We start from the raw sequence: 14,659 nt of genomic DNA, 5'->3' as shown, positions 1-14,659 counted from the left end.
ATCCTGTGACGATGCAGTGTGGAACAGATCGATTCAATGATGCGCAGCGAATGGAGCTTCGCTCGTACGTCCAATTGGCGGGCGACGTACTTGCTCAGTACTGGCCCATGCGGACGTTTATCCACCACAACCCACTTCATGGACTTGAGACCTTACCATTTGAGCAGGCCGTTCAGCGTGGGGAACGTTTGTTTGGAGGAAGAGGTTATCTGAAGCATGAGGAGTACCGTCGCCACTTTCGAAACGGAAGGATTTCGCGAGATGATCTTCAGGATGTCTTACAGCCGTTGGTAGTCGACCAATTTATCACGTTTGCCGGCCGGCGATTTAACCATCAAGATATTCTCACCGCCATCATGATTTCTGGTCTTACCGAGGCGAGTACGTCAGTTGATCAATCCAGTGATCCATTCAGCTCTGAACGTGTGCACACCTGGCTCGAATCCTTAGTATGCTCGGGCATCGATCTCGGTCATACGCCTGCGTTAGCCGACAATGTCGATCCCGAAACAAGGGAACCACTAAGCGTTTGGTGCGACGGAACGCTGGGTACCGACCTCGTGACGCGCATGAACCAAGAAATGGTGAAGTGGTGCAGCGCCTTTCTGGATGAGGGTGAGGCGAGTTGGCGCATGCCGGGGCGGGAACAGACCTTTTACCGGGCGTGGAAGTCGCTGGCGATCCATGATTTCTCTCTTCGTCTACTCGGCATTCAGGACGCAGCCGTCAAGATCGCTGCGTTACCTGATCGTCCTGAGGATGCCCTCCTGGAACATCTCGCACAGATGCGTATTCCCAAACATGCGTGGGAGTCCTATCTTTCGTCGCATTTAACCGCCCTACCGGGATGGACCGGTTATCTTAAGTGGCGATCTCAGCAAACAGACCATCCCTATCAGGAGGTCTATCCAGCTGATCTTGTTAAATACCTGGCTGTCCGGTTGTTTTACGAACGAGAACTTGTGGAGGGGACCTGTCGGGACGTGTTGGGGATAGAGGGACATGATGAGGCGATCCGTCGCTTTGTCGAAACACACCCACATGCCTATTCTCTCCGTCGTGCTTATGTTGATGGGCAGGTTTGTGCCCCATTTCGGCAACGAGTTCGTGAGCAGTTGCAATCGAAGACTCGGCATGCGCATTCCAGTTGGGAAGAACTCGGCCTTCAACATGAGGCCCATCGGCAGACATTCCAGCGGAAGCAACGCCCCCAAAGTCTAGCCTTACAACTCGTACACCTGGCGAAGGCTCTTGACTCCGATCCAGCGGCGATCGACACGACTACGAACGCAGATCTTCAGACCTTATGGGAATGGCTGGAAGGCTGCTCGTCGGCTTTTCAGGCTTCGACATGGTTGAGTGCGTTTGAGCGGGGGTATAGAAGACGTGTTCTCTACAAGTTGACGCTCAACCTCGGTCAGGAGGAGCCGGAATCTGTTGCTCATCCATTGCGAGCCTTGGCCCAGGTCGTGTTTTGCATCGATGTGCGGGCGGAAGTCTTTCGTCGGAACCTGGAGCACTTGGGTGGATATGAAACATTTGGTCTTGCGGGATTCTTTGGTGTTCCATTGGACTATCAGCCCTTTGGCTCCAGCCAACTGGTGACACATTGCCCTGTCCTGCTTAAGCCGAAAAATCGAGTCCGTGAGGTTCCACGCAGTTACCAGGGCCTTAGGGTGGAGGAGCGCAAGCACGCTGAAGAGCTGGGCCGCACTGCCACGGAATTACTACATGATCTCAAGGGAAATGTGGTGACACCCTATGTCATGGTGGAAGCGATTGGCTGGTTTTTTGCTGTCCCTCTCCTGGGAAAGACGCTCTTCCCAACCTGGTATGCCAAGGTCAAACGTTGGTTGCAACGAATCGTCATGCCATCCCTAGCCACCACTCTGACGGTAGAGGCCCTGCAACGGGAGGAGGCCGAGGAAATGGTTGCAACGGAACAGCGAGCCATTATCCGGGAGGTAGTTCGCCAACACTTTTCTGTAAGCGGCACTGCGCTTTCGACGACCTTACTTGAGAAGATTAGGCAAGCGGCGATGGGCGATACTGAAAGTAATCATAGGGAGATTGCCGAGGGTCTCAACCTGACAGCTGAAACCGAGGCTGCATTCTACCAGGAATTACGAAATCGCTATCGTATCAGTCCAAGGGGAGTCTCCGCTTCCTTAGATCGTCTCACACACACTGGATTTTCTGTGGGAGAACAAGCCTACCTTGTTGAGGCCGCCTTACGTCTCATGGGACTCACCTCCAGTTTCGCGCGTGTTGTGTTGTTCTGTGCGCATGGGAGTACATCCCAAAATAATCCCTATGAAGCAGCGCTAGATTGTGGTGCCTGTGGGGGGAATCACGGATTGCCGAATGCGCGTGCGATCGCGGCGATGGCCAACAAACTGACTGTTCGCCAGCTACTGAACAATCGCGGCATCACAATTCCTGCGGATACACACTTTTTCGCCGCGGAGCACGACACGACGACGGATAGTGTACGCATTGTCGATCTGGAAGATGTTCCTGCCACTCACCGCAAAGATCTTGACCGATTAGTGCTTGATCTCCATCGAACCGGAGAACAGGCATCGCTGGAACGGGCCCAAGCCCTGACACCGGATATGTCACATGATCCTCGTTCGGCGCGGCAATCAGCCAAACGGAGGAGTGAGGATTGGGCTGAGGTGAGACCTGAGTGGGGACTGTCGAAAAATAGTTTGATGGTGATCGGACGTCGGATCTGGACGCAACAGCTGAATCTTGAAGGGCGCTCATTTCTCCATTCGTATGACTATCGACAAGATGCGTCGGGAAAAATCCTTGAATCAATCATGACCGCTCCTTTGGTAGTCGCCCAGTGGATTAATATGGAGCACTACTTCTCGTCGGTCGATAACGAGGTCTATGGAAGCGGTAGTAAGATCTACCACAATGTTGTGGGTCGTATCGGAGTCATGACCGGAGTGTGGAGCGATCTCAGGCTTGGGCTTCCAGCTCAAACCGTCCTGAACGGGGCTGTTCCCTATCATGAGCCGATGAGGTTATTGGCTGTGATCGAAGGGCCACGGGATCGAATTGATCGTGTGATCAAGAAGCATCCACTCTTAGAGCAATTAATCAGCTTGGGGTGGATTACCCTGGTCGCGTTCGATCCGACCGATCGGCAATGCTATCGGTCGGATCGTGTCAGGGGATGGACGAAGGAAAATCAGCAGCAAGGAGGTAGCAGGCATGACTGGACTGACATTACACCCGATGAAGGAAATCAAGATCGTGGTGCAGGGCGAACATTTGAAATTTGTCACTGAGCTCTTAGATCGAACCGGCGCCACCGGCTATACCATCATCAACAACGTATCCGGTAAGGGCCATGATGGCTTTCACGAGGGGCATCTGGTCTTTGATGACACCAGCAGCCAAGTGATAGTGTTTACCGTTGTGCCTGACAGCAAGGTTGAGCCTATCTTGGCCGGGCTGGGTCCACTTTTCCATCGGCATTCCGGTGCCATGTTTGTGAGCGATGTGGCAGTCAGCCGACGAGAGCACTTTATTCCCAAATAGGGAGTGATCGGGCCCACTGATTCCACATTAGTTTTCTCATGCCGCATGTAACGGAGGGCTTGCCAATCCGAGGTCTTCTCCAGGTTCAGCAGAATCCACCAGACCCTGATATTCTTTCCAAACTCAGATTATGGATAAGTCTCAAAGACGGTCGAAGATTTCGTAGAGGCCTTGGACTCCGATCCAAAACGCCTGCAGACGTAGCTAAACTGGCCGGGCCAATCTGAGAAGTCCCTGTGGCCAAGAGTAGGACATTCCCCATCAGGAGGTGACGTCTGACGCGCAATATTTTTGAATTGAGAAGGGGCTCAAAACACGAGAGAACAACTATGTACTCAATCGTTGCGACTCAGATACCATCTGCCATGATGAGACGAATCAGTGTGGAGACGATAGATTCATAGGTGCGAACAATTTAATAACGACAGTGCTCAGACCAGCTTTCGGATCGAGGTCTGTCACAATGTTTTGAACTTTTTCGCCGATGGCCTGTTCAATGCGTGCTCGAAGTACGTGCTGACAAGAATCAAACATGGCGCGGTAAAATCGACGCAACAGCTCCAGACCCTCCGGTGAGCGTGCGAGCTCCTTCTCCGCAGGAATAGACACACTTCTTGTTGATGTCACATAGATGAGATCATCGAACACGTTAACCCGCACGTGCAAATAGTTGGACTTCACGAACTCGGTTTGAAAATCGAGGACCGCGAGCATGACCGCATATTCGATTTCAGCCTTATTGGTGAGGACTCCGGCCATTCTCTATTCCCCATCCGCACGCCAGGAACGAATCCACTGTCCAGTTTCTGGGTCTTCGAGTTTTGTGTTGAAGCGATCCTGAAGAAAGGTTTCTTGTTGTTCGTTCAGTAACAATGGTCCATTTTGAGGACGAGAGGATGGTGGTGCCGACTCCTGAAGCGGAGCCTTTATGCCCTCCCACGCTGCGACTCCAAGATCTTCAGCCGTCAAGACTTTCATGCCTCACCCTCCGGTAAAATCTGCGCCGATCCCTGGCTGAGGCGACGGCGCTCAGCTGAGCGCCGTCGCCTCGTGAGACGCATCAATAGGCTTTGCTGAATCCGGCTTCGCCGTCGTAGTTCCACAGCTTCTGCGCGGCGGACCACCACCAACCCTTCTTGGTTAGGGCGTCCAAAAACGTATTCACATCCGCATCCTGCACATCCTTGGTGGCCATGAACCGGCATCGGTACCAGTTCACTTGAAGGAGATCGGGACTCACGAAGCCAGGCCAGACCTTCGTCCCTCGGTTCGAAATGAATTCACATTTGAATGGGCCTATGTCCTCGAATTTCGGGATGCCTTTATCCGTGATGATGTACATATCGATTCCGACGAGCTTGATGTCTCTCTTCTTCTTTGTCGCCTTGGCGGTTTCAGTAAATGTTGGCATGGGATATCTCCTTGTTGAGTCTGTGCGCTCAGGCCTAGGCCTTCGCGTGCATCTTATCCACGATGGCTTGCGCATACTCGTCCGTTTTGGCGGTTCCGCCGACGTCGTATGTCACATGCTTTCGCTCGTCGAGCACGGCAAACATGGCCTTCTCGATTCGAGCAGCAGCAGCTTCTTCACCGAGCCAACGAAGCATCATGATACCGGAGACCAGCACGGCCGAAGGATTGACCTTCTTCATGCCGGCATACTTTGGTGCGGAGCCATGCACGGCTTCGAAGATCGCGCAGCCGTCGCCGACGTTGGCGCCGGGCGCAAATCCCAAGCCTCCGACTAGTCCAGCACAGAGGTCAGTCAGAATGTCGCCGTAGAGATTAGGAAGTACTAAGCAATCAAACTGAGCCGGATTTCTCACCAGCTGCATGCAGCAGTTGTCCACGATAATGTCACCGGATTCGATGTCCGGATACTTTTTAGCGACCTCCCGGAAGGCATCGAGGAAGAGGCCGTCGGTCATCTTCATAATGTTGGCCTTGTGTACGCAGAAGATCTTCTTACGTCCGTTGGCTTTGGCCCACTTAAAGGCGAAATCGGCGATCCGATAGGAACCAGGCCAGGTAATGACTTTCAGACATTGTGCCACCTCATCGGAAACCATGTGCTCGATGGCGGCATAACAGTCTTCAGTGTTCTCGCGGAAATTGATGATGTCGATCTTGTCCCAGGGTCGCTTGAGTACGGGGATGAGTTTGGCCGGTCGGACATTTGCGTAAAGATCAAACACTTTCCGGAGGGTCACATTGGCGCTTTTGTGTCCTGTTCCGATGGGTGTGGTCGTGGGCCCTTTCAGAGCGACCTTGTTCTTCGCGATGTTTTGAATAGTCTTGTCGGGCAGGAGGGTGCCATACTTCTCGAGACAGTCGAGCCCAATGTCCTCATATTCCCACTTGATGTCGACCCCGCTCGCATCGATGACGAGCCGCACCGCTTCGCAAATTTCCGGGCCGGTGCCTTCTCCCGGTAACATCGTGATGATATGCTGTTTCCCCATTGAGAACCTCCCTTAAGCAGCAAGGGCAATCGGACCATCCGCACCCTTTGATTACTGGTAAATGCAAATTGGAGTCCAGACCGTTTGACGTCGGTCCCGCACGCGTGCAGCTCAAAACGTGAACGAAATCCTGGAAAATGAAGATTCGGTGATTTGCCGAAGAAGATAGGATTCTCCAGGAGGCGCAGGGCCCGTGCATCGATGCACGAGTTGCACGGTGATCTGTGCGTCGATGCTCAGCGAAGGGGCATGCGACGAGAGGGATTTCTGAAAGAGTGGCGTGGAGATAGGACGTGAAGGAAGTGCGGACGAGTGACTATTACTGCGAACGAACGACAAGCACAGAGGCATCAATTTTGGAGAACAATTGTTCCGCGACCGAACCGATGACCCATCGTTCCAGCGCTCGGCGATGCGAACTCCCCAATACCACAAGATCAGCGCCCCACTCTCGGGTACCGTTGGCGAGGGCGTCGACGATTCCTGTCACACCATATACGGCTTCTGTGTATAAGACACGGGTGTCTACGGTAACGCCGTCACCAACGGCGGACTTGGCTTGTGCCAACAACTTTACACCGGCTTTGGGGTCGGTCTCCTCGGTGGCAACATAGACAATGCGGAGTGCCCCGTGGTTGGAGAGGGCCATGCGCTGCGCTTCCATCAAGGCCTTCATGGAAGTATCCTTGCCGTCGATTGCTACCAGGATTTTTGTGAACATCGAGAGACGCCCCTCTTGGTCTGTGATGGCTGGGTGAAGGAGGTAAATAGCGGAGTGAAGCTCTTAGCTCACGTCACTCCCATGCCTTTTGAGGTCATCAATGTATCGTTTGATGATCACACTTCCGGGCATTTTTTCTATGTTGACATACACCATGTAGTGTACGATCCCGTGCACGGCCATCGCAATCAATAATCCCTCAAAAATCCCCACTTTAAAGACCAGCACGCCGCATAAGATGGCAAGGATCATGGCATAGGGACCGTGGTGGGTCACATGCACAAGCCCCTCGATCATCTTCCAACCGGAGAAGATCATGATGATCGCCAAGGCAAACTTCGGGAGATATTCAAGCGCATAGGTGTTGAAAGTAAAGAAGGTCACCACACAGCCGATGATGAGGACGGAAAACTTGGTATAGGCGCCGGCCAAGCGATTCGTCGTGCTCTTGGCCAACCCGTCCAGATTGGTCATACCGCCGAAGAAGCTCGATCCCATGTTGGCGATCCAGATCGCCAACAGGCTATTGTTACTATTGCACTTGCGTTTGAGCGGGTCAATTTTCTCGATCGCTGCATTGCTCATCACCTGTTCGATGACGTCAATCATGGCCAGCATCACCGCGAACCCGAACATATAGGCAATGATCAGGGGGCTATCAAAGTGCGGGATCGGTAGGGCGAGCTTGAGTTCCGTATCTTCCATGGACAACATGGGGACCGAGACAAACTGAGCCAGGATGGTCCCTGCGGCGATAATGACAAAATATGGAACGGCAGGCTGCGTATTCTTGAACTTCAAAAACAGATAGACGAAAAGCCCATATCCCACCATGGAAATGAAAATCATCTGAAGGCGCGCGAAATTCAGGAACGCATCGGCGGCTTCCATGCCGGGAGGGAGCTCATAGGTGAACGCCAAGAACTTCAGGGCGATCTTCAGACCGACGCCTGCCAACAGCCCTTCCACCAAATACACGGGTACGGCCACCAAAATATAGCGCTGCCAGTTGAATCGCCAAATGATGGCCTGGATAGTTGCGGTCAGGAAAATCGCGAAGGCCATATTCTCTAACCCAAAGGTGGCGACGCCGACGGCCAACACCGGGGCCAAACCCGCTGCGATTCCAGGACAGCCAATGTAGTTGCCGGGCTTGAACCAGGCATTGACCCAGCCGATTAAACAGGCAAACGCAACGGTAGCAAGCCCCACCTTGATGGGATACTCGGACATCATGGCGATGCCGACCGTCAATGGGATCGCCATCGATCCCGCGATCAGACCGGCGGCCATATCACGTCCTGCATATTGTGCTTGGAATGCGGCTGATCCAGGTGGAGTACTCGACTCTGTTACGGCAGGCTGATCACTGTCCGTTGCATTCAGTCCCGGCTCTTGTGACTCTATCTCGTGCTCTGCTTCATACGCTGTCATCGGTAGTCTCTCTATTCGGTCTAAGGGTATGTTCTAGCCCTCAGTATTCACGACGCTTCCGCTGCAATCGACGATTCGCTGTTGCGACAATATGAGCCCTTCGTGAACCGTTGTCCGTGACGCATCTGGGTGAGCGGTTCCAAGTTTGAGGTTTCATGTTTCAGGTTGTCCGGAAACTTGGCCCTCGAAACTTAGAACGTGAAACTACCTCAGGCAATTTTGCCACGAACTGTCATGAATAATGCAGGCTAACGGTGGTCTCGATGCCTCGTCCCCCGCGCTATCCTTCTTAGTGATTCACTTCGCTTGCCTCTACATACAGCAAGAAAAGGACCCACATCTTACAAGTGGCTCTGTCAGGGAGTACACCAAAATTAAAGGGGAAATGACGAATGGCATAAGGTAGGTACCGCTCATGAGCGGTGAACAGGCAGGAGATCGTGTGCCTGCGCACAGGCCTGTGCGTTTGCGCACTAATTGACGAGCTTGTGCACTGGGGTGGAGATTACGACGGTACAGGATTGAAAATCAGTGATCCCGGGCAAATCGCGTGGCTACTGCTCGAGAGGTTGGCTCACATATGTCCCAACTTGCGCAACGTCTCCATGCCCCGCCCCTCGTCCTGCGCTCGCCCGCTCCGCTCCGCGATCGTCGTCACGCGGAGCTCGGAAATGATCTGAGGAATGGTTGAGGCGCAGGACGCCACCGTACCGGTACAAGGCACGCACCCCAGGCTTCGATATCGCAACCCATTACCTTGATCAAAGTAGAGTGTGGGGAGGGGAACTCGTTCGAGCTCCAAATATTCCCAGATATTCAGCTCGGTCCAATCCAACAGGGGATGGACACGGATATGGGATCCCGCAGGGAACGTCGTATTGAATTGGTCCCACAACTCCGGCGGCTGGTCCCGGAAATCCCATTCACCATGCTTGTCGCGCAGTGAAAAGTACCGTTCTTTGGCGCGGGTTCCTTCTTCGTCGGCGCGAATGCCGAGGATGACGGCGGTCCACTTGTGTTTGGCGATGGTCTGTTTCAAGGCATCGATCTTCATGGCCGTACAGCAAGCCACACGTCCTTGTTGGGGGCTCATCCCTGCGGCCAGTGCCTCCGTATTCTGGCCTACGACGAGATCGAGGTGCCATTCGCGGCAGAGTCGATCCCGATACTCGATGAGTTCTGGCATCTCATACCCGGTATCGATGTGGACCAGCGGAAACGGCACATGGCCAAAGAAAGCCTTGCGTGCCAGCCATAGCAGCACGGTCGAGTCCTTTCCCATGGACCACAACATCGCCAGATCGTCGAAGTGCTTATAGGCTTCACGAAGGATGTACACACTTTGATCTTCTAGTGCCCGTAAATGTTTCATTGTTTCACTTAGAGCGTATTGCAAGTAGGTTGATGGTTTAGGTCTCAGTTGGTTCAATGCTAAGTTGAGCACGTGCAGCGAGTGGAACTATGCCGCTGAGTCACCTTCAGGTCCTGCAGAATCATCGGCACCACACATGCATCGATGTGTGGCCGTCCAGGGCTGGTCGATCAAGCCAAAAATATTCATTTGCTATGCCGAGACAGACGCCAGGGTTCGCTCTTGAACATATTCAAGAGCAATCGGAAGGGTTTCTTGGAGACGTCCTTCTGAGTGAATCCAGGGGCGGGGTTCATCTGAAGGGACTCAGCAGCCACTGCTTGGGAGATATGAGCATGATTGGTCAGAAATGGCCGGTCCAAGTTCAGAGCTAATCCAGAAATCGCTGCGATGATTCCGACGAGCGCTGCGCCTAACAATTTCATATTGTCCTCCCTCCTAATCATGCCAACAACTTCCTTGGTATGGTGCCCTTTCACGTCTCGTGCCATCTAATGTGTGGTACCGGGGGAGGAGAAGCAGTAATACCAGCAAGAAAATGTATCCATTTCTGTTGGGTGAGGCTTTGCAGCGGCGGCACAGAATCTCCGACGCGTGTGCTGGTGCACTGAAGAAGTGCAGGTTGTGCGGGGAAGCACGATGGATGGGAGTTGGGGAGAGCAAGGGGCCTTCGACTGTACCCCGTAGTATCATCGTTGATGATTCGGGCCTCAGGTGAGCTTCAGAAAGAGGTATGGTCTCTCAACAAAAGGTGAGAAGGTTGTGCGTCAGAAACAGCCGATGTGGAGCGCCTTGCCAGCCGATCAGAAACTGCACGGTCTCAAGCGTATCGCCGCGAATGAGACGCGTCGCGCCTTGTTATGGGATGGCTCAATTCAAGCATATTCGGAGGGAAATGGTACCGGAGTAAAGCGATTGTGCACAGTTTTACAACTGGCAAGGGGGTATACCGGTGAACAAGCCGACCGGGTCAAGATGTGCTCAGTGAAAAACGGATATTCCTGACATTCCCACACGGGGTGATCGTGAAGGTGATACTGGTCAACGACGAATCGGAGCGATGTGAATACGTGACTGAGCTCAATAGGCTGCCGGTTTTGAGAAGGTGCGGTTCGAGACCAGATCCAATACGTGGAGTCCGTCGAACTGTGCCTCACTCGGTCCCAGGGCAATGAATCCTACCTGCCCGTCCTGAGGCAGCACGGCATCCTCGACAGCGGCGACTTGGACGCCATCAATGTAGACCGCAAGCCTCCCCTTATCGAGATGCAGGAAATTGATTCGTTGGACTCGTATTGTATGCCAGGACTTTGGTGCAAGCTTCGCGGCGACTTGCCCGAGGATAGTCACTGTGCCGTTCGCAACGCGTCTGGTGGTGACCTGGCCGGTTCCAGGCTGAAGCGTGATGGCATAATAATTCGACGGGTCTGTGACGGCGATCGCGAGCCCAAGTTCGCCTTGATCAGTGGAACTAGGGGTGCGTACCTGAACAGTCACATCTGGGTACGTGGTTCTGACGTCCGTGGCAATAAGGAGCCGGGTACAGTCCTGTACCAGGCAGGGGGCGGTGCGGACAAACCGTTGTGATCCATTTGGCATGGTCTCATCGACTTGTACTTGCCATCCATCAGATGGTTCGCCCTGTCGGTCCAGAGTGACGAATCCGGTAGGAAGGTACCCCAGTTGGTCTTGATCGAAGTTCCATTGCCAGATGATATCCTGCCTGGGTGGGTTGGCGTGGACGGCCACATCGAGGACTTCACGCGAACGCGGTGGGCTTGGCAGTACAATGGTCGTGGCATCCGCGGTCAGCGACTTGACGAGATCGTTCGCGACCAGTTGCCCTTGTAGACCCTTCACTCCGGGAATCTGATCCAGATCCTGCTTGATCTGTCGCATCCGCTGCTGAAACCGATCCAGGTTGCGCGGCACCGAGAGTGATTCCACCGCCACCAGCGCATAGTGCGCATGGAGCGTATCGTAGGGCTGCGTCATCAGCTCAACAGCCTGTTCCGCTTCGACATGGGCCTGTTGCAGCCAAGGATGGTCGTAGCGTCGGTTCCACGATACAAACTGAATGCGATCCCAGGCTATCTCCGTCAAGATCTTCGCATATTCGGCAGTGCCGGGAGCCGTATCGCGAAGCAACGCCTCATGGATACCAAGGGCACCGGTTGGATCATTGTTCCAGCGGGTCAACGCGCCAAGGCGTCTGCGCTGTTCCGATGTGGCCTGCTGAAGTTGTCCCAAGGCCTCGTAGGAGGCGAGGGATCGATAGAGGGCGTCTGCCGCCGGTTCATACCCTTCCGCCACCGCAGTTAACTCCTGTCGCCAGGTTTGAGCTTGGATGGTCCAGTACAGTTCCGCGATTCGCTGTAACGCTTCCCTGTCATTGGCTGCCAAGCCACCCTTCTCCACGCCTTGCCTCAGGAAGGCCTGATACGCGTCTTCACCAAACAGACGGTGGGCTTCCATATGGTTGGGATCAATCAGGAGGAGTCTCGTCAATAGTTCCACCCGTTCGGTTGATGGGAGATGAGAGGCTCGCCCTAAGGCGACCTGTATGCTCGATTCAGCCTCAGCTCGTGTCCACCATTGCGTCGATCCTGGTACGAGTTCTCCCTTCACAAACGGTCGAGTTGGGTTCGTTCGGTCAAACTTTCGCCCGTTATCCGGGCGAAGACCATAGTGGGTTGTCGCAATGAGTGGCGTGTCAGGTAACACCTCGTTCATCACGGCTCGATCTGCGCTGAAGCCGAACTTGCGCAGGCCGGTGACCACGATAAACCGAGCGGTCACCTCGCGCACTGGTCCAAATTGGCGCTGAGATCCATTCACCCACCAGATTTCTTCCGGTCTCAGAGCGAGCGGGGCCGTAAATGGATCAGGGTAGGCGATCTGAATATCAACAGCCTGACCGGATACGGAGACGAGCGAATCTTTCTTAATATTCGACAGAGCAAATGATTGCACAGGACCGGTTCGCTTGACCGTTGTCTGAGGAATCAGAGCGTGGTCGTTCAACATGATCGGTGGAGAGAGGAACACCGCCGGAGGATAGTCTTTCCAATTCTCCGTAGCGCGGTGTCGGTCGGCCATGAGCCCAAGCCCGACTCCTCGTCCGATCGCGTTGAAGACGCCGGACTCTGCTTGTTGACTCACCATCTGGATATGGCCGTGTAATGTATCGTCCCAGCAACGTCGGGCGATTTCTGGAGTCAATTTAGATGATCGTGTAGTCGTCGTGGTTTCCCGTGCGCGGCTCAAGCAGCCTAGATCGGCTGAAGCCCACGTCGCGATCTGAGAATGAGACAAGGCGTCGACGTAGTGGAGGACAAAGCGGCTTGCATCCTCGCTAGGCTTCATTTGGGCGGGTCTGGCGTTGCTCCATGAGGGACAGGCAAGAAAGAATGCGCCGATGAGGAGAATGGCAAGTCTAATAGGGCGTAATAACATGGTGTGTGCTCCGAAACAGTCAGAAGATCAGGAAGGATCACCGGCCTGGTGATTCCCGCTGTGATTATGCTGGCGCCATGATTTGATGCAATCGTCGGTCCCAGGTTTTACAGAAGAAGACGGGGGGGACGGTTATTCGAATGTCATCGGAAACAGGAGGAAATGGACGGGTACAGGCAGAGATGTTTGTGTGGAATCTGAGGCAGGCTGTGTGTCAATGCACAATCAACCGTGCGAATGTGCGTCTATGCTCACTCAGCATGGGGTTTTCGACGTCGATCCAGCATCCAGCGGGTGATACCAAGATGCTTGGCGGCCAGAGACTTGTTTCCATCAGACCGCTGTAATACTTCAGTGATGATGCGGTCCTCAAGGTCAGTTAAGGATTCACCAAGGCGGAATGAGAGATGGATCCGAGCGGCATTCGTGGTATCGGAGATCGTTGACTCAGGAGAAAACGGCTCACCGACCGGCTGCATGGGACTCTCTCGCACATCAGAGGGAAAATGCAGCGCTTCAAGTGTCTCACCGGGACAGAAGAGCACCGCCCGTTCTATCAGATTACTCAACTCACGCACATTGCCGGGGAAATGATACCGCAACAGCACGGTTCGTGCACTCTCACCGAGGTGACGAACCGGCTTTCTCAGTGAAAGAGCTGAACGCATCAAGAACTGCTCTGCCAAGACGATGATATCGTCCTGCCGTTCGCGCAGGGGTGGGATCACCAGAGTCACCACATTCAGTCGAAAATAGAGATCTTCACGAAACTCGCCTTTGGTGACCGCTTCCTTCAGATTGCGATTTGTCGCCGCCATGAAACGCACATCCACCGGGATCGTGGCCGATCCTCCGACACGCCGGAACGTCCGCTCCTCGATGACTCGCAGAAGCTTGGCTTGTAACGGGAGGGGGAGATCGCCGATTTCGTCGAACATGAGGGTTCCTCCCTCTGCCAGTTCGATTAATCCGGTCTTGCGGCCAACGGCTCCGGTGAAAGACCCTTTCTCGTGCCCAAATAGTTCACTTTCAAACAATTCCCGCGGGATCGAGGGACAGTCGACTTCGATGCAAGGTTTCCGGGCTCTGGGGCTGTTATGGTGGATGACTCGACCCATGTACTGTTTCCCAGTGCCGGTCTCGCCTTGGAGTAGCACAGTGACGCGGTCATTCTTCGCGAGCTCACGGACCTGATTCATAAAGGTCTGAGTGGCAGGGCTCTTGGCGATGACGCGGTCGAGCGCGTATCGGTCAACGTCTTGCCCGCTCTGCACATGAACCTGGCGCTGCAACGTCAGCAGCTGCGTCGCTCTGCTCAACGCGTGCAGGAGGTCTTCCATGTCGATGGATTTGGCGACGAAGTCGAAGGCTCCCAGTTTCGTCGCCTCGACGGCATCTTTGACTGTGCCCCTCGCGGTGACCAAGATAACCAGTAAGTTTGGCGAGGTCTGTTTGACACGGGCGAGCACGTCCAGGCCCGTGAGATTCGGCATGACCAGATCAAGCACGAGAATATCCGGTTCAGCGGTGCGGAGCAGCCCAAGCGCTTCTTCGCCGGAACTCGCGGTCTGAACCATATAGCCGTGATCGCTGAGGCGCAGCGCGAAGGCTTCGCGAACAGACGCTTCATCTTCGACCAGAAGTAGTTGCCAGGTCATG

The 14,659-nt window shown here is 54.1% G+C and carries 12 protein-coding genes; 2 read left to right on the top strand and 10 right to left on the bottom strand.

Annotated elements, in window-relative coordinates:
- The first annotated feature begins 11 nt into the window (after positions 1-11).
- Positions 12-3,302 (top strand): DUF2309 domain-containing protein, encoded by a 3,291-nt coding sequence (locus tag ACMTNU_RS12795; protein WP_413935677.1) that lies wholly within the window; start codon positions 12-14, stop codon positions 3,300-3,302.
- Positions 3,226-3,555, top strand: coding sequence for a P-II family nitrogen regulator (locus ACMTNU_RS12790; protein WP_413935645.1), 330 nt, complete (start codon positions 3,226-3,228; stop codon positions 3,553-3,555). Before ACMTNU_RS12795 ends, ACMTNU_RS12790 begins: the two co-directional genes overlap by 77 nt.
- 378 nt (positions 3,556-3,933) lie before the next feature.
- Here the strand turns inward: ACMTNU_RS12790 and ACMTNU_RS12785 are convergent, their stop codons facing one another.
- From ACMTNU_RS12785 to ACMTNU_RS12740, 10 genes are all read right to left on the bottom strand, one after another.
- Positions 3,934-4,314 carry a Na-translocating system protein MpsC family protein gene (locus ACMTNU_RS12785; RefSeq protein ID WP_413935644.1) on the bottom strand — a complete coding sequence of 127 codons (381 nt, stop codon included), beginning with the start codon at positions 4,312-4,314 and terminating at the stop codon, positions 3,934-3,936.
- 3 nt (positions 4,315-4,317) lie between these two features.
- A complete protein-coding gene (locus tag ACMTNU_RS12780; RefSeq protein WP_413935643.1) occupies positions 4,318-4,533 on the bottom strand; it encodes a hypothetical protein in 216 nt (71 codons plus the stop codon).
- Positions 4,534-4,615: 82 nt separating this feature from the next.
- Positions 4,616-4,966 carry an isocitrate dehydrogenase gene (locus ACMTNU_RS12775; RefSeq protein ID WP_413935642.1) on the bottom strand — a complete coding sequence of 117 codons (351 nt, stop codon included), beginning with the start codon at positions 4,964-4,966 and terminating at the stop codon, positions 4,616-4,618.
- A gap of 34 nt (positions 4,967-5,000) precedes the next feature.
- Complete coding sequence (locus ACMTNU_RS12770) at positions 5,001-6,017, bottom strand: isocitrate/isopropylmalate dehydrogenase family protein (RefSeq protein ID WP_413935641.1); 1,017 nt, start codon at positions 6,015-6,017, stop codon at positions 5,001-5,003.
- 319 nt (positions 6,018-6,336) lie between these two features.
- Positions 6,337-6,738: a universal stress protein gene (locus ACMTNU_RS12765; RefSeq protein ID WP_413935640.1), complete on the bottom strand. Its 402-nt coding sequence runs from the start codon at positions 6,736-6,738 to the stop codon at positions 6,337-6,339.
- 63 nt (positions 6,739-6,801) lie between these two features.
- Positions 6,802-8,172 carry a SulP family inorganic anion transporter gene (locus ACMTNU_RS12760; protein ID WP_413935639.1) on the bottom strand — a complete coding sequence of 457 codons (1,371 nt, stop codon included), beginning with the start codon at positions 8,170-8,172 and terminating at the stop codon, positions 6,802-6,804.
- Between the two features lie 574 nt (positions 8,173-8,746).
- Positions 8,747-9,544 carry a sulfate adenylyltransferase subunit CysD gene (gene cysD, locus ACMTNU_RS12755; protein ID WP_413935638.1) on the bottom strand — a complete coding sequence of 266 codons (798 nt, stop codon included), beginning with the start codon at positions 9,542-9,544 and terminating at the stop codon, positions 8,747-8,749.
- Positions 9,545-9,729: 185 nt separating this feature from the next.
- Positions 9,730-9,969 carry a hypothetical protein gene (locus tag ACMTNU_RS12750; protein WP_413935637.1) on the bottom strand — a complete coding sequence of 80 codons (240 nt, stop codon included), beginning with the start codon at positions 9,967-9,969 and terminating at the stop codon, positions 9,730-9,732.
- Positions 9,970-10,624: 655 nt separating this feature from the next.
- Complete coding sequence (locus tag ACMTNU_RS12745) at positions 10,625-13,000, bottom strand: hypothetical protein (RefSeq protein ID WP_413935636.1); 2,376 nt, start codon at positions 12,998-13,000, stop codon at positions 10,625-10,627.
- A 251-nt stretch (positions 13,001-13,251) separates the two neighbouring features.
- Entirely contained in the window at positions 13,252-14,658 is a 1,407-nt protein-coding gene (locus ACMTNU_RS12740; RefSeq protein WP_413935635.1) for a sigma-54-dependent transcriptional regulator, read from the bottom strand.
- Position 14,659: the final 1 nt, after the last annotated feature.

The sequence above is a fragment of the Nitrospira sp. BLG_1 genome, from assembly GCF_047338595.1.
Lineage (GTDB): Bacteria > Nitrospirota > Nitrospiria > Nitrospirales > Nitrospiraceae > Nitrospira_D.
The sequence above is the reverse complement of the archived record's forward strand: the minus strand, read 5'-3'. Positions and strand labels throughout refer to the sequence as shown.